This window comes from Mesonia maritima, from assembly GCF_042433895.1.
Taxonomy (GTDB): domain Bacteria; phylum Bacteroidota; class Bacteroidia; order Flavobacteriales; family Flavobacteriaceae; genus Mesonia; species Mesonia maritima.
This window is the reverse complement of the sequence record NZ_JBHLUA010000003.1, coordinates 61,226-82,346: the sequence shown is the minus strand read 5'-3', so window position 1 is coordinate 82,346 and position 21,121 is coordinate 61,226. Positions and strand designations below refer to the sequence as shown.

Genomic DNA, 21,121 nt, shown 5'->3' with positions numbered 1-21,121 from the left:
TTTAGCAGTTGTTAAACTTAAATTGAATTTTATGAGAAAAATTACTTTTTTATTCTTACTGTTTTTATCTTTTTGGTCGGGTTTTGCACAATTTGGTTGTGGCTCTGGCGTGATCCTGACAGACGGATATACAGCTAATGGAATTACAACGCCCGGGGCAGCTGGTGCAGAAGATTGGAATACTAATCCTACAGGCACGAGTATTAACGGTGCTTACTGGGATGATGATGTTTACCTGTTTGAATATACTTCTGGGACTAAATCTGAAAAGATTTCAATGACAATTTTTTCAAGAAAAAGTTGGAATGGTATAGGGATTTTTTCTAGTTGTTCCGGGACAACATTTAGTGGTGAATTAGATGCAAAAGGAACTACTTCTTCAAATTCTACAAAAACAGTTTCTACTATAATAGCACCTTCCACTACAGTATATATAGCTATTGGTCAATGGGGTACGCCTAATGGTCTAGATTTCGATGTAATCGACTTTTCTGTTAGTACTTGTTTTATTCCGGAAAATGTTCAGAACACTTCGGTCACAACCACGACTGGTGATTTTAGTTGGGATTCAGAAGCTACTGCAACTACAGGTTATAATTGGGTTGTTATGGCTGATGGAGATGATCCAATGGTCGATACGCCTATAGCAAATGGTTCTGTAGCACCCGGTAGCACTACTGTAAATGTTACTGGTCTATCGTCTAATACTGATTATGATTTCTATGTACAATCAGATTGTGGAGGTGGAGATTTAAGTAATTGGTCTTCAGTTGTAAGTTTTCTAACTAATTGTAGTGTTTTTCTAGCACCTGTAACCGAAAATTTTAACGATGCTTCTAATTTAAATTGTTGGGTAGAAGCAGACTCTGGAATACCTTCAGCAGGGCCTTCAGGCTTAGGTTCTAGTGCTTGGGTTATAGATGATTTTTTGAATAATAATAATTATACAGATGCTTTTAGAGTTAATTTGTTTTCTGATTCAAAGGAGGAATGGCTAATTTCTCCAGAAATTGACTTAGCTAGTAATGCTTATTACCTTAAATATTTTGTTGCAGAGACAGATTCTAATAATTCTTCTGCGAACGAAGATGGAGGTATGGCATCTACAGATGATGAAGTACAAGTTTTAATCACTACAGATGGAGGTTCTACATGGCAAAACTTAACTACTTATAATTCTGCTAATGTACCTCCACTAGCGGGCAAACAAGAAGCATTAGACTTATCAAGTTATTCAGGTGTCATTCAAATTGCATTTTGGGCTTCTGAAGGTACTAATAATGATGATGCAGATTATGATTTTTTCATTGATGACTTTAGTATTGATTCTAATTCTTGTCTAGCACCATATAATTTAACGATGTCAAATTTAACAGCTACTGATGTTGATTTTAATTGGGTTGATGGTAATTCCACTCCAGCTCCTAATGGTTATAATTGGGTAGTAATGGCAGATGGAGATGATCCAAATATCGGAACGCCTATCCAGAATGGGGCCGTTGTTGCAGGTGTTAATACTGCAAATATAACAGGATTATTGCCTAATACAGATTATGATTTTTATGTACAGTCAGATTGTGGAGGAGGAGATATAAGTGATTGGTCTGTCAAAATGGACTTTTTAACACAATGTGGTATTGAAATTGCTCCTTATACAGAAAACTTCACAGATCCAAATATTCCAGACTGCTGGGAACAAGATTCTGCTGGAGATTGGGATTTTCAGGAAGGCTTTAGTTGGAACACAACAGGTTGTTCTGCTACTCCGGATGACCATACTGGCAACTCTGGTAGTTTTGCTGCGGTAGATATGACAGATACTTCTAATGGAACTTCAGTAATTTTAGAAATGCCTCTTGTTGATATAAGTTCCTTGACAAAGCCTGCATTATATTTTTATATGTTTATGTGTACGCAAGGATACTCACCTGCTAATGAATTATATATAGATGCTTATGATGGGACAACTTGGAATCAAGTAGGTGTTGTAAATACAGGAAGCGCTTCTTGGGAAGAACATGTTTTCTTATTAGCTCCTTATGCTGTTAATGATATTGTTCAGTTAAGATTTAGATCTGAAGAAGGTCCTACAGGTAATACATTCTATGGAGATATTGCAATTGATGATGTAACAATAGATGAAGGGCCTGCTTGCACTACTCCAACCAATATTATGAATAATGGTATTAGCTCAACTAGTGTAGCATACACCTGGGATCCAGTACCATCAGCAATAGGTTACGATTGGGTTGTAATGGCTGATGGAGACGACCCACTAACCGATACACCTGTAGCAAGTGGAAGTACAACTGCTGCAAATAATCGAGTAGTTGTATCTGGTTTAAATTCTTCTACTGATTATGATTTTTATGTTAGAGCAGATTGTGGAAATGGTGATTTAAGTGATTGGTCTTCTAAAGCTAATTTTACAACCGAATGTGCAATTATAAATGCACCATTTTTTGATGATGTTGAGATTCATAATGCTACTACTACTTTTAATGAGTCTGAATGTTGGTACACTGTCCAAACATCTTACGGATGGGATATTAGTGATGATGATACACCATCTAGTGATACAGGACCAAATCAAGCATATAGTGGAACAAACTTTTTCTTTACTGAAGGATCTAGCGGTTCAGCAGGAGATGTAGCTGAACTATATAGTCCTACCATTGATGTGAGTTCTTTAACAGCCCCTGCTTTAATGTTTTATTACCATATGTTTAATGGGGATACTCCTGGTGATATGGGTGAATTGCACGTAGACGTTTATGCGGGAAATTCTTGGAATAACGATGTTATGCCTCCTTTGGTTGGAACTCAACAAACAGCTCAAGCTGATCCTTGGATTGAAAAAATTGTAGATTTATCTTCTTATACAGGAACAATTCAGGTTCGTTTTAGAGCTATTCGTGGAAATGATTATGAAAGTGATATTTCGCTAGATGATATAAGTTTAGGTGAAATGCCAACTTGTTTTTCACCTACAAACGTTCAAGTTACAAATACTACAGGTAACACAGCAGACTTTAGTTGGGATGCTGAAACTACTGCAACAAATGGCTATATTTGGGTAGTAATGGCAGATGGAGACGATCCTAATACAGGTACCCCAATTGCAAGTGGAACTACTCCAGCTGGAACCACCAGCGCGAATGTAACTGGATTAAGTGCAAGTACAGATTATGATTTTTATGTAAAATCAGATTGTGGTGGTGGGGATGAAAGTGATTGGGCTTCTGGTCTAGATTTTCAAACTCCGTGCGCTACATTTCCAGCTCCGTATGTAGAAAATTTTGATAGCACTTCTATACCGAATTGTTGGAGTCAAGATTCGGCAGGGGATTGGGATTTTCAAGAAGGTTTTACTTGGAACACAACAGGTTGTTCAGCTACTCCTGATGACCATACCGGTAATTCTGGTAGTTTTGCGGCTGTAGATATGACTGACACCAGCGCTGGAACTGCTGCAATTTTAGAAATGCCACTTGTAGATGTAAGTACTCTTACCACACCAAGTTTAAGTTTTTATATGTTTATGTGTACACAGGGGTATTCGCCAGCTAACGAATTATACATTGATGTATATGATGGAACAACCTGGAATCAAGTAGGAGTAATCAATTCAGGAAGTGCAGCTTGGGAAGAACATATTTTTGATTTAACTTCTCACGTTAGTAACAATACTGTGAAATTAAGATTTAGATCTTTAGAAGGACCTACGGGTAATACATTTTACGGAGATATTGCAATAGATGATGTTAGAATTGATGAACTGCCAACTTGTTTTGATCCAATAAATATTCAGTTAAACTCTTATACCGCTACTACAGCAGACTTTAGTTGGGATGCAGAACCTACTGCAACCAATGGTTACAACTGGGTAGTAATGGCAGATGGAGATGATCCAAATGTAGATACGCCTGTTGCTAGTGGATCAGTTCCAGCAGGAACATTAACAGCGAATGTTACAGGTTTAAGTGCTGATACTGATTATGATTTCTATGTGAAATCTGATTGTGGAGCGGGTGATCTAAGTCGTTGGAGTTTAGTTTTTGATTTTACAACCTATCCACCGTGTGCAGCACCAACAAATGTCCAAAATACTGCTATTTCAGATTCTACAGCTGAATTTACTTGGGATGTTTCGGCTGATGAAAGTGAAGGTTACAATTGGGTAGTAATGGCAGATGGAGATGATCCTAACACAAATTCTCCTTTTACCGCAGGTTCTGTAGCTTCGGGAATAACTATAGCAAATGTAACTGGTTTAGACGATAATACTGACTATGATTTTTATGTTCGTAGTAATTGTGGAAATGGGAATCTAAGTGAATGGTCAATAATGGTTGACTTTAAAACTGATTTTGGGCCTTGTGTGCCTCCAACTGCCATTAATACAGGAGTAACAGCTACTACTGCTGATTTCCAATGGTTGATATCAGTTGACGAATCAGATGGCTATAATTGGGTTGTGATGGTAGATGGCGATGATCCCTCTACGGATACACCTGTAAAGCAAGGAAGTGTGCCTAATGGTACAACTACTTTAACTGTTTCAGGCTTATCTTCGAAAACTAAATATGACTTTTATTTACAATCTAATTGCGGTGATGGTAATATTGGCGGTTGGTCTGCAGTTGTTAATTTTACTACGAAAGTGGGGCCATGTGGTGTACCTACTGCTATAGCAACTGATAATGTAACAGAGAATTCTGCAACTTTTAGTTGGACTAACCCAGCAGAGCAAACTACAGGCTATGTTTGGAAGGTAGTTGCAAATGGAGGGGATCCTTCTACTAATACACCTGTTGCTGAAGGATACTTGCAATCTGGAACTAATTCAGTAAAAGTAACTGGTCTTTTAAGTAATATATCTTATGATTTTTACATTAAAAGTGATTGTGGAAATGCAAATGTTAGTGATTGGTCATCAGTTCTAGACTTCATTACTGAGAAAGGTTTAGGTGTTAATGATATAGCTTTCCAAAGTTTATCATTATATCCAAACCCAGTGAAATCGAACTTGACAATTTCAGCTAAAAGTAATGTTGAGCAACTTGAGTTGTTTAGTTTATTAGGTCAGAAAGTAAAAACACTTTCTCCTAATAGCACTCAGACGCAGCTTGACTTATCTGGTTTATCATCTGGTACTTACTTATTAAAAGTAACTATTAATGATAGCTCTAAAACTTTTAGAATAATTAAGGAATAAGTTAATCTTATATACTTTATTTAGTAAAATCCCAAAGTTTATAGCTTTGGGATTTTTCTTTGTTTATTTTTGCGCTGTGAAAATATCCTATAGTTTTATAATACCGGTTTATAATCGCCCTAATGAAATTGAAGAATTACTGGCGAGTTTTAAAAATTTAAAAACAAACATTGCATTTGAGATTGTAATTGTTGAAGACGGTTCATCTATTTCTTCTGAAGAAGTGATTGCTCAATTTCAAGATGATCTTACGATTACTTATCTGAAAAAGGAAAACTCAGGTCCTGGGGATTCTCGAAATTTCGGAATGAGAAAAGCAAGCGGAAACTATTTTATCGTATTAGATAGTGATGTGGTTTTACCGGAGAATTACTTGGAATTGGTGAATGATTTTTTAACTGAAAATTATGTTGATTGCTTTGGTGGTCCAGATGAAGCTGATAAAAATTTCAGTGATATTCAAAAAGCTATAAATTTTGTAATGACTTCCTTTTTAACAACCGGCGGAATACGTGGGAATAAAAAAGCCGTTAAGAATTTCGAGCCACGAAGTTTCAACATGGGAATTTCCAAAAAAGCTTTTGAAGCTACGCAAGGTTTTGGAAAAATTCATCCCGGAGAAGATCCCGATTTAGCAATTCGAATTAAAAAAAATGGATTTCAAACGCGTCTTATAAAAAACGCTTATGTATATCATAAAAGAAGAATAAGCTGGCAAAAATTTTATCAACAAGTTCATAAATTTGGAATAGTTCGTGTAATTTTAAATACTTGGCATCCGGAAACATCAAGTCTTGTTTTTTGGTTTCCTAGCTTATTTTTAATTGGATTAATTGCTTCTGTAGCAGCTGCTTTATTCGGAATTTTACTTCCCATTAGCTTATATTTTTTTTACTTACTTTTACTATGTATTTGGGCAACTATTAAAACCAAACGAACCACCATTGGCTTGTTGGTTTTTAGAGCAACGTTAATTCAATTTTTTGGGTATGGCTTTGGCTTTTTAAAATCTACCTATTATATTAGAATATTGGGCAAAAACCCAAAAAAAACTTTTCCTAACCTGTTTTTTCATTAATTAAATGCGATCAATAAAACGCTTTCCTAAATTTCCCTTTAAACGAAAAAACTTTAAAGCTTTCTTGTTTTTTTTAGTATTTGCGGTTTTTATTTGGATTGTAGTTCAGTTTTCTAAAACCTATGAAAAAACTGTTAGCGTTCCTTTAGTTTTTCAAAATTTACCGAAAGATAAATTGCTTGAAAAAGAAAAGGCAAATCTTCGATTGAGAATTCAAGAAAACGGTTTCGGTTTAGCGTGGTTTCAACTTTTTAAACCTGCTGTAAAAGTAGATTTAGAAAAACTTCCGCAGGCCAATAAAAAACTTTTATATATTGTAAGAAAGCAACAAGATTCTATTGCGAAAGAAATAGAATTAAATGTGGAAAGAATAAAATTTTTGCAAGATACAATCGTTATTCCATTTCAGCAAAAAGCGGTGAAAACCGTAAAGATTAATCCGAGTATTGATATTTCTTTTGCACCTGGTTATTCTTCTGAAGAGCAATTGAAATTAATTCCCGATTCTATTAAAATTAGCGGGCCGGAAAAAGTATTAGATACTATTCAGCAATTATTTACGGAAGATTTAGTGTTGAAAAATGTAAGTGACACCTTGAACGGAAGCATTGCAATTGACACTACAAAATTTAAAAATTTAAGTTTTTATAAAACCAAAGTAGATTACAAATTAGCGGTAGAAAAATTCACCGAAGGAAAAATTGAAGTTCCTATTGAACTTATAAATAGTCCAGAAAATCGAGAAGTGAGCATTTTTCCGAAGAAAGCCGTAGTTGTATTCACGGTAAGTTTACAAAAGTTTGAAGCGATTTCTCAAAATGATTTTAGAGTAGTTTGTGATTTTTCTGAACTTCAGAATGAACAAAATTTTCTTATTCCTAAATTGGTGAAAAAACCTGAATTTATTAGCGCTAGCCGATTAAATATTAATAAAGTTCAATTTGTAATTAAAAAATGATGATTGTTGGCTTAACTGGCGGAATTGGTAGCGGAAAAACAACCGTTGCAAAAATGTTTCAAAAACTAGGGATTCCGGTTTACATTGCCGATGATGAAGCCAAAAAGTTGATGGAAACTTCTAAAATCATTAAAAAAAAGATTTCTGAATTATTAGGAGAAGAAGCTTATTCTGAAAATCTGCCCAACAGAAAATGGATCGCTTCTAAAGTTTTTTCAGATAAAAATTTATTGGAATCTTTAAATGCTATTATTCATCCGGAAGTAAAAAAACATTTCCATTCTTGGGTAAAAAAACAAGATTCTCCTTACGTTTTATATGAAGCTGCTATTCTTTTTGAAAAAGACGGTTATAAAGATTGCGATTATTCCATATTGGTAAAAGCTCCACAAAAAATCAAAATTCAGCGCTTAAAAAAACGTGATAATTCATCTGAAGAAGCAATAAAAGCACGAATGAATAATCAATGGAGTGATGAAAAGAAAGAAAAACTAGCCGATTTTGTAATTGAAAATACCGACTTAGAAAGCACAAAAGCCCAAGTCACAAATCTTCACGAACGCCTTTTAAATAAAGGTATCGCTTAATGTTAACATTTGGTTAAACCGTTTAAAATCTAAATGTTAAAATCTTACTTTTGAGGGCATGAACAAAAAGTTATTCTTACTCCTCATACTGTTGATGAGCCTTTCGTTAATAGGAATTATTTTCGTACAAGGCTATTGGATCAAAAATACAGTAGAAAGTAACGAAGAACAATTTTCATATAATGCGAAACAGGTTCTTATTAATGTTGCCGATCAAATTGAAAAGCAAGAAATTGATAAGTATTACGTGCAATATGCTACAGTAGCAGATTCTTCAAAACCAACAAGCGCAAGACTTAGCGAGCTTTTTCAGATAAAACAAGATCAACTTACCAACGAAACTTTTTTCTATTCAAACAGTATTCTGCAAGAAGATTATAAATTAGCATCTTCGTTTTTAAGTGGAAATAAAGATAGTATCGATTTTAAAAAATTGACTAAAAAGGAAGTAAAAGTCACAAGAATTCTTAGAAATGATCAGATCGATGCGCCGGCAAATTTAAGTGCTGAAGAAAAATTTCAGCGAATTTCGCGTTTAAAAGAAGACGAAAAATATTATTTATTAGATGCCATAAAAGAAAAAGCATCACAACTTCCTATTTATAAACGAATTGATACTGCTACCGTAACTGCATTAATCGATGCACAACTTAGCGCGCGCGATATTAAATCTAATTATGATTTTGGAATTTATAGCGATTTTTTAGCTACCAAAGTAAAATCTGAAGATTTCGAACTTAAAAATACATCAACTACTTACGGTATTCCAATTTTTAAATCGCCTAATACCAATTACAAACTCTACATCAATTTTAAAGACAAGAAAAAAGAAGTACTTTCTTCTATCGCATTAATGTCTTTATTAAGTATAATTTTCACCTTAATTATTGTAGTAGCTTATTCTAGCGCACTTTCACAATTAATTAAACAGCGTCAAATTTCACAGATAAAAACCGATTTTATCAATAATATGACGCACGAATTTAAAACGCCAATCGCAACGATTAATCTGGCATTAGATTCGGTTAAAAATCCAAAAATAGCAAGCGATCCTGAAAAGATTCAGCGTTATATGAAAATGATTCGGGATGAAAACAGAAGAATGCACGCTCAAGTTGAAAATGTCTTGCGGATGTCTAAGCTTGAAAAAAATGAACTGAATATTAAAAAAGAGCGTCTAAAATTGCACGAAATTGTAGAAGACGCTATTACGCACGTTGAACTAATCGTTGATGATAAAAATGGCTATGTTCAAACGCATTTTGGAGCTTTAAAATGTTCAATTTTAGCAAACGAATCTCATTTTACAAACGTTATTGTAAACATTTTAGATAACGCTGTAAAATATTCACCAGATGCACCGAAAATTGATATTTATACTGAAAACGTAAAAAATTATATCATTTTAAAAATTCGTGATCAAGGAAAAGGAATGAGTCGTTCTGTTCAGAAAAAAATATTCGAAAAATTTTATAGAGAACATACCGGCGATATTCACGATGTAAAAGGTCACGGCTTAGGTTTGGCTTATGCTAAACAAATTGTAACCGATCATCACGGAACGATTTCGGTACAAAGTGAAAAAGGAAAAGGAACAACATTTATAATTAAATTACCACTAATATCTTAATATATGGAAACTGAAAGCAAGAAAATTTTATTAGTAGAAGACGATCCAAACTTCGGAATTGTCTTAAAAGATTATTTAGCAATGAACGACTATGAAGTCACTCACGCTAAAAACGGAATGGAAGGTTTTGAAAAGTTTAAAAAAGACGATTTCGACCTTTGTATTCTTGATGTAATGATGCCTTACAAAGATGGTTTTACATTGGCGAAGGAAATTCGAGAGAAAAATGAAGAAATTCCTATTATCTTTTTAACCGCAAAAGCGATGAAAGAAGATGTTTTAAAAGGTTATAAAGTAGGAGCAGACGATTACTTGAATAAACCGTTTGATAGTGAAGTTTTATTAATGAAAATTAAAGCTATCATGCAACGTAAAGCAACCGATAGCATTGCCGATAGTAAGCAATTTGAATTTAATATTGGCGATTTCCATTTAAACTCTAAACTTCGTTTTTTAACTTATAGAGAAGAAGAACCGGCAAAATTATCGCCTAAAGAAAATGAACTTTTACGTTTGTTGGCTTTACACGAAAATGACTTAATGCCACGTGAGTTGGCGCTTACCAAAATTTGGAGAGATGATAATTACTTCACATCCAGAAGTATGGATGTTTACATCGCTAAATTACGTAAGTATTTAAAGAAAGATGAAAACGTTGAAATTTTAAACATTCACGGAGAAGGTTTCCGTTTAGTAATTCGCAACAAAGAAGAAAACGCGTAAACTAAGTTTAAAATTAATTCAATTTCAGTTTCAAAAACTTCTTCATAATAGCCAACTTGGTTATTGTGAAGATGTTTTTTGTTCTATATAATTAATTATTTCTTCAACATTGCTATTATAATTAAACCACTTTATTTCGGGATCCTTCCGAAACCAAGTGAGCTGTCGTTTTGCAAATCGGCGTGTATTTTTCTTTATTTCGCTTATAGCTTCGGGGAGAGAATATTTTCCTTCTAAATAAGAAAATAATTCTTTGTAACCCACGGTATTTAAGGCGTTTAAATTCCGATATTCATATAATTTTTTAGCTTCTTCTAACAAGCCATCTTTCATCATTAAATCTACCCGCAATTCTATTCGTTCGTAAATTTTTTCGCGCTCTGCCGTTAATCCAATTTTAATCGATTTAAAATCTCTTTTTTTGGGAGGTTTATTTAGGTAATAAGAATAATTATGGGAACTTCCCAAGCAAATTTCTAATGCGCGCATTACTCTATGCGGATTTTCTAAATCTACTTTTTTAGCATATTCAGGGTCTAATTTTTTCAGTTTTTCTTGTAAAGGAAAAATGCCTTTTTGCTGAAATTCTTCATTTAAAGCTGTTCTAATTTTTGGATCAACTTCAGGGAATTCATTTAAACCTTCGTGAATTGCTTTTAAATACAAACCACTTCCGCCAACTAAAAATAATTTATCGTGTTGCTGAAATAAGTTATTGATTTTCTGAATTGCATCGCGCTCAAAATCTCCCACCGAATAATTTTCTTCAATAGAAATATGTTGAATAAAATGATGAGGAATTGCTTCTAATTCTTCCGTAGTTGGAACTGCAGTACCAATTTTCATTTCTTTAAAAAACTGCCGAGAATCTGCTGAAATAATTTCCGAAGAAAAATAATTTGCCAGCTGAATGCTTTTAGAGGTTTTTCCGATAGCAGTGGGACCGATAATGGAAATTAAGTATTTGTGCTGCATTAGAGTTTATATCCGCATTTATGACAAAAATTTGCTTTGTTGAAATGCTGTTTTTCGTTGCAATTATAGCAAGATTGGGTATTATTCAAAATTTCTTTTCGGCTAATTTTAGAATATTCGGCACTTACAATTCCTGTGGGAACTGCAATAATTCCGTAACCCATAATCATAATAACCGCGGCGATAAATTGCCCGAGTGGCGTTACCGGATGAATATCGCCAAAACCAACTGTAGTCAATGTTACAATACACCAATAAACACTAATGGGAATACTGGTGAAACCGCTTTCTGCACCTTCAACAATATACATTACCGTCCCGAAAATGAGTGAGAGAACGACTACCGCAAAGAGAAAAACCAGAATTTTGGCTCGACTATCGCGTAAAGCAACCATCAATTTATTTCCTTCACCAATATATCGGTTGATTTTTAGTATTCTGAAAATTCGTAATAAACGTAACGCTCGAATTGTAAATAAGGCTGCACCTCCGGTTATAAACATTGATAAATAAAGTGGAATAGTAGAGAGCAAATCTATAATTCCATAAAAACTAAAAATATAGCGGGTGGGTTTTCTTATAACCACAATTCTGGCCACATATTCAAGTGTAAATAAAATGGTAACAACCCATTCAGCATAAAAAAGTAAATCATAAATCCACTGGTCTAAGCCTTTTATACTTTCAATCATTACAAAAATGATGCTGAGTACAATGACGATAAGTAAAACAATATCAAAAGCTTTTCCCGCAGGTGTATCGGCTTCATAAATTATTTCATGAAGTTTTTCTCTCCAGTTTGGTTCTTTTGTTTGTGATTGTTTCAACCGAATATTATTTGGTGAATTGTAAAAATAGAAATTTGTTGATAAACTTCAATTTTTAAAACTCAAGGATTTTTAGTGGTTTTCTTTTCCGAAGGTAACTTTGAATAATATGCTGCGTATCGCGATTATTTTGCATTGGGGTAATAATATTTTTAATAATCTCGATATTGGTCACTTGAAAATTTAAATTGAAATAACCCATTCCTTGAAAATCGCCGTCTTCAATTAATAAAACACTTTTTTCATCGACTTCACGACCGCGATCGATAATGAGCATATTTTTATTTTCATAACTATATTTATCGATTACTTTTTGCACTTTTTGGTTATAACTTTCTGCACTTTCTAAACCAACACAAGCGCCTTCGCATTTTTTTATGCTGTAATTAAAACAACTTCCGCTTGTTTTGTGTAAACCGGTTAATTTTTCGCATAAGCCAAATTCTTCAACAATTTTTTCTAAACTACTTTTTGCTTGTGCTAAATTGGTGAAAGTGATGATATTTTTTTTATCAGGATCTGCTTTACCAATTTTTAATTGAAGATATCCTTCTTTATTTTTTTCTTTATAAAGCGCGTGTGAGAAAATATCTTTTTTTAAAGCACGATTATATTTGGGTTTATTTTTTTTGATTTCTTCGTTTTCTTTCAGCAATGCTAAGAGCTCATTTCCGCTCGCTTCGTAAGTAACGATAGAAACTTCAGATTGAATTTTTTTTGATTTATGATTTGTATTCGTAAAATGTTGATTAATTCTTTTTTTTATGTTTTTACTTTTGCCGATATAAATAACGTCTCCTTCCTCGTTATGCATATAATAAACTCCAGTAATAGCAGGAAGTTCATCAATAATTCTTATTAATTTTGTGTCAATTTGAATTTTGGGATTGCTTCTAACCGAACGAGTCACAATTTCTTTGTGAATATCTTTATTTAATAAAAGTTTGAAAAGTTTTACCGTAGCAAGTGCGTCGCCACTTGCGCGATGTCTGTCGGTTAACGGAATTCCTAAGTTTTTCACTAATTTCCCCAAACTATACGAAGGCATATTCGGAATTAGTTTTTTTGAAAGTTCTACCGTACAAAGCGATTTTCGATGATAATCGTAACCTAAGCGGCGATATTCAGTTCGTAAAATTCTATAGTCAAATTTTGCATTATGAGCAACAAGTACGCAATCTTCAGTAATTTCTATAATTCGTTTGGCAACTTCATAAAACTTTGGAGCGTTGCGCAACATTTCATTATTAATTCCGGTAAGTTTTATCACAAATGGTTGAATGGGTCGCTCCGGATTAATTAAGCTAATAAATTGATCTATAATTTCTTGCCCATCGAATTTGTAGATAGCGATTTCGGTAATGCCTTCTTCATTATACTTTCCGCCAGTAGTTTCTATATCGAGTATCGCGTACAAAAAATCTATTTAATAATTACGTTCTCCAAAAATTGAGCTTCCTATTCTAATCATATTACTGCCGTGTTTTAGCGCCAATTTATAGTCGCCACTCATTCCCATTGATAAATATTTAAACTGATGTTTTTCAGCTAATTTATCGTATTGTTTTTTTAGGAATTCAAATTCTTGTTCAATTTGAGCTTCATTTTCTGTAAAAGTCGCCATTCCCATAAGACCGACAATTTTCACATTTTCCATAGCAGAATAAGCTTCAGAAGTTAATATTTTTTCAGCTTCAGTTCCTTCCATTCCGTATTTTGAATCTTCTTCTGCGATTTTTAGCTGCAGTAAACATTCAATTACACGATCTTCTTGTTTGGCTCGTTTATTAATTTCTTTTAAAAGTTTCAGTTTATGAACTGCGTGAACCAAACTAACATACGAAGCCATATATTTTACTTTGTTGGTTTGCACGTGACCAATCATATGCCATTCTATATCTTTTGGTAAAGCTTCATATTTATCGGTCATTTCCTGAATTTTGTTTTCCCCAAATACATGTTGCCCGGCTTCGTAAGCTTCCAGAATATCTTCGTTCGGTTTGGTTTTAGAAACTGCTACAAGGGTTGCTTGAGGAGAAATTTCTTCAGTATATTTTTTTATATTTTCAGCAATAGACATATCGCTATTTTTTTAAAATTCGTAAATGGTAACGCCACTTCTTAATTTAGGTTGAATGTAGGTAGATTTTGGCGGCATTGTTAAACCTTCTTCAGAAATTTGTTTCATTTCTTCTACACTTACGGGAAGCATTCCGAAACCGACTTTAAATTCGCCGCTATCTACAACGCCTTTTACGTAAGTCATTCCGTTTTTTCCTTCAGAATAATCTATTCTATTATCATTTCTTAAGTCTGATATTCCTAAAATTGGTTCTAAAACTGTGGCGTACAATATTTGTGCGTCAAGTTTAGAAAGCGCATCGGTAAATTTATAAGCAGATTTTCTAAGGTGAAGCGAATAAAATTCGCCATCTAAATACATGCTAAAATGATGTTTTTCTTTAGGTTTGTGATATTCTAATCCGCGATTTTCTATTCTGAAAACTGCATCGAGTTGAATAAGAAATTCTTCTTTCGATAGGTTATTTAAATCACGAACTAACCGATTAAATTCGTGTATTCGTAAATCGCTTTCAGGAATAATAAAACTCATGAAATAATTATACGCTTCGGTTCCATTGTGTTTTTTATTCTGCTCTTTTAAATCTTGTGCCAATAAATAAGATGAAGCCGAGCGATGATGACCGTCGGCAATATACATTTTAGAAATTCCGGCATATTGTGCTTTAATTTTTTCGACGTTATCGGCGTCATTTACTTTCCATAAATAATGCGTATCTCTAAACGTTGTGGTAAACTCATATTCTGCACGTGTTTTAGTTACTTTCGCAATTATTTCAGATAAAATAGAATCGTCGGCGTGCGTTAATAAAACCGGTTCTGCATTAAAACCTACAATTTTTAGGTAATCTTTAAAGGTATTTTCGCGATACGCAATGGTATCTTCGTGACGTTTTATGGTGTTTTTTTCATAATCTTCTACACTTGCTGCGGCTATAATTCCGGTGAACATTTCTCCGTCACGGTTTATAATTCGATAGACATAATAGCAAGGTTTTTCTTCTTTGATAAAAATACCGTCTTCGCGAAATTCTTGATAACGATTCTTCACCAATTTAAATCGCTCTTGACCCGAAATTTCTTTGTGGTATTTATACCCAGGATTTACAATATGAAGAAATGAAAACGGATTGTTATCCAAACGCGCTTCCCTTTCGGCTTGTGTATAACTTTGGTAAGAGCGAGCAGCAATTAAACTTACTTTATCTCGCGTGGGTCGAACGGCTCGAAAGGGAACTATGTTTGGCATAAAATAATTTATATAAACTGTTCAGCTACTTTTTCAGCTTTTTTACTTTGACTGTAATCGTAGAAACCTTCTCCTGATTTTACACCGGTTTTTCCAGCTCTAACCATATTTACAAGTAATGGGCAAGGTGCGTATTTTGGATTTTTAAATCCGTCGTACATTACCTCTAAAATAGAAAGGCAAACATCTAGACCAATAAAATCTGCTAATTGTAAAGGTCCCATCGGGTGAGCCATTCCTAATTTCATTACGGTATCAATTTCTTCAACGCCGGCTACATTATTATAAAGCGTTTCAATAGCTTCATTTAGCATTGGCATTAAAATTCTGTTAGCCACAAAACCAGGATAATCGTTTACTTCGGTAGGAACTTTTTTCAAGTTTTTTGAAAGCTCCATAATGGTTTCAGTAACTTCATCTGAAGTATTGTAACCTCTAATAATTTCTACCAATTTCATAATCGGAACCGGATTCATAAAATGCATTCCGATAACTTTTTCTGGTCTTTTCGTAACCGAAGCAATTTTTGTAATAGAAATAGAACTGGTATTAGAAGCAAGAATAGTTTCTTCTGGACAAGCTTCATCTAATTCTCTAAAAATATCTAGTTTTATTTTTTCATTTTCAGTAGCAGCTTCTACTACTAAACCAGCATATTCTACACCTTCTTCAATTGAAGTATAAACGGTAATGTTTTCTAAGGTTTGTTTTTTTTCTTCTTCAGAAATCTTTTCTTTTGCGACCATTCTGTCTAAATTTTTAGTGATGGTTGCAATTCCTCTAGAAAGATTTTCTTCTGAAATATCGATTAATTTTACTTTGTAACCGAATTGGGCAAAAGTATGTGCGATACCATTTCCCATTGTTCCGGCTCCAATTACAGCAATGTTTTTCATGAAATATTAGTTTTATTTTTATTGTTCGAAACTTTTGATCACGGCTTTCGCCACTTTTAAAGCTTCTGTAGCTTCTTCAAAAGTTACTCTTGTTTTTGTATTATTAATTATTGCATCTGCAAAAGTTTCTAATTCTTCTAAAATAGCATTATTAGGCGAAACTTCTGGATTGTCAAAATAAATTTGCTTTTTGTCCCCTTCAGCATTTTGCAAAATCATTGCAAATTCATCAGGTTCTTGTGGCGCATTTTTCATTTTTACTACTTCGCATTTTTTCTCTAGAAAATCTACTGAAATATATGCATCACGCTGAAAAAATCGTGCCTTTCGCATTTGCTTTAACGAAATTCGGCTTGCCGTTAAATTGGCAACACAGCCGTTTTCGAATTCTATTCGGGCATTCGCAATATCTGGCGTGTCGCTAATTACGGAAACGCCACTTGCATTTACTTTTTTTACTTTCGATTTTACAACGCTTAAAACCGCGTCGATATCGTGTATCATTAAATCCAGCACAACGGGAACATCTGTTCCTCTTGGATTAAATTCCGCTAAACGATGCGCTTCGATAAACATCGGGTTTTCGATTTTTGGAACCACCGCTTGAAATGCAGGATTAAACCGCTCTACGTGACCTACTTGACCTTTTACGCCTTTTTCTTGCAGTAAACGGGTAAGTTCTTCAGCTTCTTCAACCGTATTGGTGATTGGCTTTTCTATGAATAAATGTTTTCCGGCTTCAATTGCTTGAACAGCAACATTAAAATGCGATAGTGTAGGAGTTACAATATCGACCACATCTACGGCGTTAATTAATTCTTTTACGCTTTTAAAACGTTTGTAATTAAATTCGGAAGCGACTTCTTCAGCATATTTTTCGTTGGCATCGTAGAAACCGATTAATTCATATTTTTCAGATTCATTTAATAAGCGCAAGTGAATTTTCCCTAAATGTCCCGCGCCTAAAACTCCTACTTTCAGCATATTTCTTAAGTATTTCCCACAAAAATACTATTTCTTTTAGGAAATTAATATTAATTTTTTAGAAATAAGGGTTAAATTCCGTTTTCAATAATTTAGCATATTTTTAATCTCTCTTTAATAAATTCGGCATGAATTATTTAGAAATTTTTAAACGGATTCTTCTCTTATTTCAGCTAAATCACGTAAGATTTTAGTTGAATTTTGGCTAATTTTACATTAAAATTTGAAAGCTTGAAAGATTCATTTAGACAACAAGGAAAACGGAAACAACTAGTTGAAACCATTAAAGAAAAAGGAATTACCGATGAAAAAGTTTTAGCTGCTATTGGTAAAATTCCGCGTCATCTTTTTATGGACAGCAGTTTTGAAGATCACGCTTATCAAGATAAAGCTTTTCCTATTGCCGCAGACCAAACTATTTCACAACCGTTTACGGTAGCTTTTCAAACTCAATTATTGGCAATTAGTCCAGGAGAAAAAGTGTTGGAAATTGGCACGGGAAGTGGCTATCAAACCGCGGTTTTATGCGAATTAGGAGCAAAAGTTTATAGTATCGAGCGTCAGCAGGAATTATATAGAAAAACAAAACGCTTTTTAAATGAATTGGGTTACCGACCGAAATTTCTAAGTTTTGGTGATGGTTACAAAGGCTTACCAAGTTATAAAGATTACGATAAAATAATAGTAACCGCCGGCGCGCCATTTGTTCCGAAACCATTATTGAGTCAATTAAAAATTGGAGGAAAAATGGTAATTCCTGTAGGAATTGAAAACCAAACAATGTACCTTTTTACTCGAAAATCTGCTAAAGAATTTGAGAAAAAAGAATATGGCGAATTTAGATTCGTTCCTTTATTAGAAGATAAAAACTAGCAATTATTCAATTTTTTTTAACTATTAAAAACTAAACACAACTTATTATGAGAAAATTAATTTTTTTAGTGACAGTTATGCTTTTTGTGGGAAATTTAAAAGCACAAGAAGTAGATTTTGGTATAAAAGCGGGAGCGAATTTTGCTACGTTAAGCGATGTAGATAATGCTGACAGAAAAACAGGATTTCAAGGTGGAATTTTCGCTGGTGTAAAATTTAATGATTCTTGGGGAATTCAAGCAGACTTGCTTTATTCGCAACAAGGATCTGAATTTGATGCTGACAAGGTAAACCTTGATTATATAAATATTCCGGTGGTTTTAAAATATTACTTAATTGGCGGACTTAATTTACAAGCCGGACCACAATTCGGGTTTATGGTAAATGATGATTTTCCTGAAGCTAATGAAATTGGAGACCAGATAGAAACTAACGATTTTGATATTTCAGGTGCTTTTGGCGTTGGGCTCGATTTAGCATTTGGTTTGCGACTTGATGCACGATATAACCTAGGTTTTACCGATGTTTCTGATAATACTAAAGGAAAAAATGCTTTTTATTCCGTAACTATCGGCTACTCATTTTTATAACCCAATACTAATTCCAAACATTACGCCGTCGTCTTGCCAAGTTCCTTGGTAAGCGCGGACGTAATCTATGCGCAGAAAACGAAATTTTCCGAAACCAATATTGCTCATTCCTACGGAATATTCAGAATAAGGTTTGTTTCCTGTGGTCCAAAGTGCGTTTACGCCGGCAACCATGTTAAAATTCAATTTATTGATAAACGGAATTTTTCCTAAAATCCAACCTTGAAAATTATGTTCTACATGTAATTCTCCGTATTCTTCGTTGGTACTCGCAGAATAATAGGGAAGAAGGTTAAATTGATAAATTTGGTCGCTCAATTTTACGTGCGTTAAGTTTCCGTTGAAATGTTTGTAATCAACAAAAGCCATTTCTTCAGCATTAAAAAACGCGCCACCTTTTAGCATGTAAGAAAAATTTCCTTTATTCTGTAAATCTAAATCTTGTATTGCGGTTAATGTAACATGATCAAAATTATATTCTTCAATAGTTGAGGCAAATCCTTTTTCATAACTCGCGTATAAAGTAGGATAATCGGAATTACTTACATTATATTTCCCATCGGGATAATTGTAATATTTCTGATCGAAATTAATTCTTCCGGTCACACTTAATTTAGCGATATTGTGTTCCTGAAAAGGGGCAGAACTAAAATTTCTAGGTTCTAAGGGATTATTAGACGTGAATGCTTCTTCATCTTCAATAATTTCAGCATCATTAAATAACGGATTTCTGCGCTCAAAACTTGCCGACGTATATAAACGAAATCCGTTAAAAAGCTCTTCGGAATAAGAAGCTTCTACAAAAGTTCGGTCGTAAAGCTTTAAATAATTTTTATCAAAAAATAATGTGGCTACAGAATTTACAATTGGTCTAATTGGTTCGGTATCGTTAATTTGCTTGGCTTCAATTCCGCCTTCAATAGTAAAATACGGGCGAGAATTATTATTGAATTTTTTTCTGAAACCGCCGGTCATTCGGTAGCGATCGTCTGCTAAACCGTAATTCATAGAAGAGAAAAGCTCCCAATATTTTTCATTTTCTTCTTGCTCTTTTCTGAAATAAGTATCTAAAGTTAAATTCCAACCTTGTACGGTATTGTATTGAACACCCATTACCGGCGCGCTAATATCGAACGATAAACCGTGGTAAGAATCTGCCCAATGATAGCCGAATAAAATATCGTCAACGCCAAATCGATTCCGTTTATGATCTACCGAATCTTTATATTTTTTTGAAGAACGAATTTCTTGTAAACTGTCCTTTTTTACATAATCATTAATTTCTTCTGAAGTAAGCGGAATAGGACGAATATTTTGCCAGTACAACGAATCTTTTTTATTCGCATTTTCAGCAAAACTTAAAATTTCTTGGCTAAAACTATCTTCTGTAAAATCAGGATTAAAATCGTAATCGCTATAGACAGCGGTAAATCTTCCGCTACCTTTTATGCCGAAAATTTTCCAACTAAAATCTACTTTTTGCGAAAGTTTTACCCATAATTCATCTTTTGTAGAATAGGTAAAGTTTTGTTGAAATGTTATTTTTTCAATCGGTGCCACTTGAATAGCACTTCCTGTAGTGGTTAAATCGACTCCAAAAATTTCCCAATCGTCTTCAACAATATAAATTAAACCTGAAAAAACCCGATCTTTTTCCCGTTTCGGAATTACTTTTATTTTATTAATGAGTTTTCCGTTTTCGTCGTAAAAAATTCCTTCTAGTTTGTAATCGTAATAATTGAAAGCGTAATCTGCAATAGGCGAAACCACTTTTGCATTGATTTCTATGGTATTATCGTAAAACGAAAAATAAGCATCGCGCGCGCTATTAATGCTGAAACCATTATCATTTCCGCTAACTTTTGAAGCGGTAATTTTCTCATAAAAATCGTCTGGAGCGCGGTATTTTATTTCAGAAATCGTTTCAGATAAATAAACAATTCCGCTTCGGGTAGAATCTAAGCTTCCGCCGAGATCGCCAACTTCAGCACCTAAAATTTTTTCTGGGGCGTCTTCAATTTTCCACAATCCGCGGGAATAAAAATCTGCTGTATATTTTTCAATTTTTAATTTATTTCGCTTTCTAAATTCAATAGCTTTTCGAATAACACGATTAGCAGGATTTTCGTTAGAATTGACCACAACTTCATCTAAACTGGTCGATTCTTCTTGCAAAGAAACGTTTAACGTGTAGGGAAATTCTTCAATCGAAATTTGTTTTTTTAAGGTTTTATAGCCTAAAAATTGGAATACTAAAGTTGTTTCGCCTTTTTTCTGATATTCCAATTCGTAGTTTCCCTCTTGGTTAGAAGTGGTTCCTTTAAAACTGTTTTCAATATAAATATTTACGTAAGGTAAAGTTTCTCCGTTGGTGTCGGTTACTTTTCCGGTTATTTGACTAAAACTTAGGCTGCTGCAAAACAGGAAAAATACGAATAGCAGTTTTTTCAA

Annotated in this window: 16 protein-coding genes; 8 read left to right on the top strand and 8 right to left on the bottom strand. The window is 33.8% G+C overall.

Features of this window, described 5'->3' with window-relative positions; translation table 11 throughout:
* Positions 1 to 31: 31 nt before the first annotated feature.
* The 6 genes from ACFFGL_RS01350 (at position 32) to ACFFGL_RS01325 (ending at position 10,194) form a co-directional block, all read left to right on the top strand.
* Positions 32 to 5,218: a fibronectin type III domain-containing protein gene (locus ACFFGL_RS01350; RefSeq protein WP_309727229.1), complete on the top strand. Its 5,187-nt coding sequence runs from the start codon at positions 32 to 34 to the stop codon at positions 5,216 to 5,218.
* A 76-nt stretch (positions 5,219 to 5,294) separates the two neighbouring features.
* The gene (locus ACFFGL_RS01345) at positions 5,295 to 6,296 is read left to right on the top strand and encodes a glycosyltransferase (RefSeq protein ID WP_309727228.1); all 1,002 of its coding nucleotides are present in this window, start codon (positions 5,295 to 5,297) and stop codon (positions 6,294 to 6,296) included.
* 64 nt (positions 6,297 to 6,360) lie between these two features.
* Entirely contained in the window at positions 6,361 to 7,254 is an 894-nt protein-coding gene (locus ACFFGL_RS01340; protein ID WP_309727227.1) for a YbbR-like domain-containing protein, read from the top strand.
* Complete coding sequence (coaE, locus tag ACFFGL_RS01335; RefSeq protein ID WP_309727226.1) at positions 7,251 to 7,841, top strand: dephospho-CoA kinase; 591 nt, start codon at positions 7,251 to 7,253, stop codon at positions 7,839 to 7,841. The genes ACFFGL_RS01340 and coaE overlap by 4 nt, the downstream gene beginning before the upstream one ends.
* A 58-nt stretch (positions 7,842 to 7,899) precedes the next feature.
* A complete protein-coding gene (locus tag ACFFGL_RS01330) occupies positions 7,900 to 9,471 on the top strand; it encodes a sensor histidine kinase (protein ID WP_309727225.1) in 1,572 nt (523 codons plus the stop codon).
* Positions 9,472 to 9,474: 3 nt separating this feature from the next.
* Positions 9,475 to 10,194 (top strand): response regulator transcription factor, encoded by a 720-nt coding sequence (locus tag ACFFGL_RS01325; protein WP_309727224.1) that lies wholly within the window; start codon positions 9,475 to 9,477, stop codon positions 10,192 to 10,194.
* A gap of 60 nt (positions 10,195 to 10,254) precedes the next feature.
* Here ACFFGL_RS01325 and miaA read toward each other — a convergent pair whose 3' ends face one another.
* The 7 genes from miaA to ACFFGL_RS01290 are packed head-to-tail and all read right to left on the bottom strand — an operon-like array spanning position 10,255 to position 17,207.
* Positions 10,255 to 11,169, bottom strand: coding sequence for a tRNA (adenosine(37)-N6)-dimethylallyltransferase MiaA (gene miaA / locus ACFFGL_RS01320; RefSeq protein WP_309727223.1), 915 nt, complete (start codon positions 11,167 to 11,169; stop codon positions 10,255 to 10,257).
* Positions 11,169 to 11,996 (bottom strand): ion transporter, encoded by an 828-nt coding sequence (locus ACFFGL_RS01315; protein ID WP_309727222.1) that lies wholly within the window; start codon positions 11,994 to 11,996, stop codon positions 11,169 to 11,171. The genes miaA and ACFFGL_RS01315 overlap by 1 nt, the downstream gene beginning before the upstream one ends.
* Positions 11,997 to 12,051: 55 nt before the next feature.
* Positions 12,052 to 13,413, bottom strand: coding sequence for an exonuclease domain-containing protein (locus ACFFGL_RS01310; RefSeq protein ID WP_309727221.1), 1,362 nt, complete (start codon positions 13,411 to 13,413; stop codon positions 12,052 to 12,054).
* 9 nt (positions 13,414 to 13,422) lie between these two features.
* The gene (locus ACFFGL_RS01305; RefSeq protein WP_309727220.1) at positions 13,423 to 14,076 is read right to left on the bottom strand and encodes a YggS family pyridoxal phosphate-dependent enzyme; all 654 of its coding nucleotides are present in this window, start codon (positions 14,074 to 14,076) and stop codon (positions 13,423 to 13,425) included.
* Positions 14,077 to 14,088: 12 nt separating this feature from the next.
* Positions 14,089 to 15,327 carry a DUF1015 domain-containing protein gene (locus tag ACFFGL_RS01300; RefSeq protein WP_309727219.1) on the bottom strand — a complete coding sequence of 413 codons (1,239 nt, stop codon included), beginning with the start codon at positions 15,325 to 15,327 and terminating at the stop codon, positions 14,089 to 14,091.
* Positions 15,328 to 15,335: 8 nt separating this feature from the next.
* The gene (locus ACFFGL_RS01295) at positions 15,336 to 16,223 is read right to left on the bottom strand and encodes a 3-hydroxyacyl-CoA dehydrogenase family protein (RefSeq protein WP_309727218.1); all 888 of its coding nucleotides are present in this window, start codon (positions 16,221 to 16,223) and stop codon (positions 15,336 to 15,338) included.
* Positions 16,224 to 16,241: 18 nt separating this feature from the next.
* Positions 16,242 to 17,207, bottom strand: coding sequence for a Gfo/Idh/MocA family protein (locus ACFFGL_RS01290; protein ID WP_309727217.1), 966 nt, complete (start codon positions 17,205 to 17,207; stop codon positions 16,242 to 16,244).
* Between the two features lie 231 nt (positions 17,208 to 17,438).
* Between ACFFGL_RS01290 and ACFFGL_RS01285 the strand changes: the two genes are divergently transcribed.
* Positions 17,439 to 18,080, top strand: coding sequence for a protein-L-isoaspartate(D-aspartate) O-methyltransferase (locus ACFFGL_RS01285; protein ID WP_309727216.1), 642 nt, complete (start codon positions 17,439 to 17,441; stop codon positions 18,078 to 18,080).
* A 47-nt stretch (positions 18,081 to 18,127) separates the two neighbouring features.
* Positions 18,128 to 18,670, top strand: coding sequence for a porin family protein (locus ACFFGL_RS01280; protein WP_309727215.1), 543 nt, complete (start codon positions 18,128 to 18,130; stop codon positions 18,668 to 18,670).
* Here ACFFGL_RS01280 and ACFFGL_RS01275 read toward each other — a convergent pair.
* Positions 18,665 to 21,121, bottom strand: a complete 2,457-nt coding sequence (locus ACFFGL_RS01275; protein ID WP_309727214.1) for a DUF5686 and carboxypeptidase regulatory-like domain-containing protein — start codon at positions 21,119 to 21,121, stop codon at positions 18,665 to 18,667. The two genes, ACFFGL_RS01280 and ACFFGL_RS01275, sit on opposite strands and share 6 nt — an antisense overlap.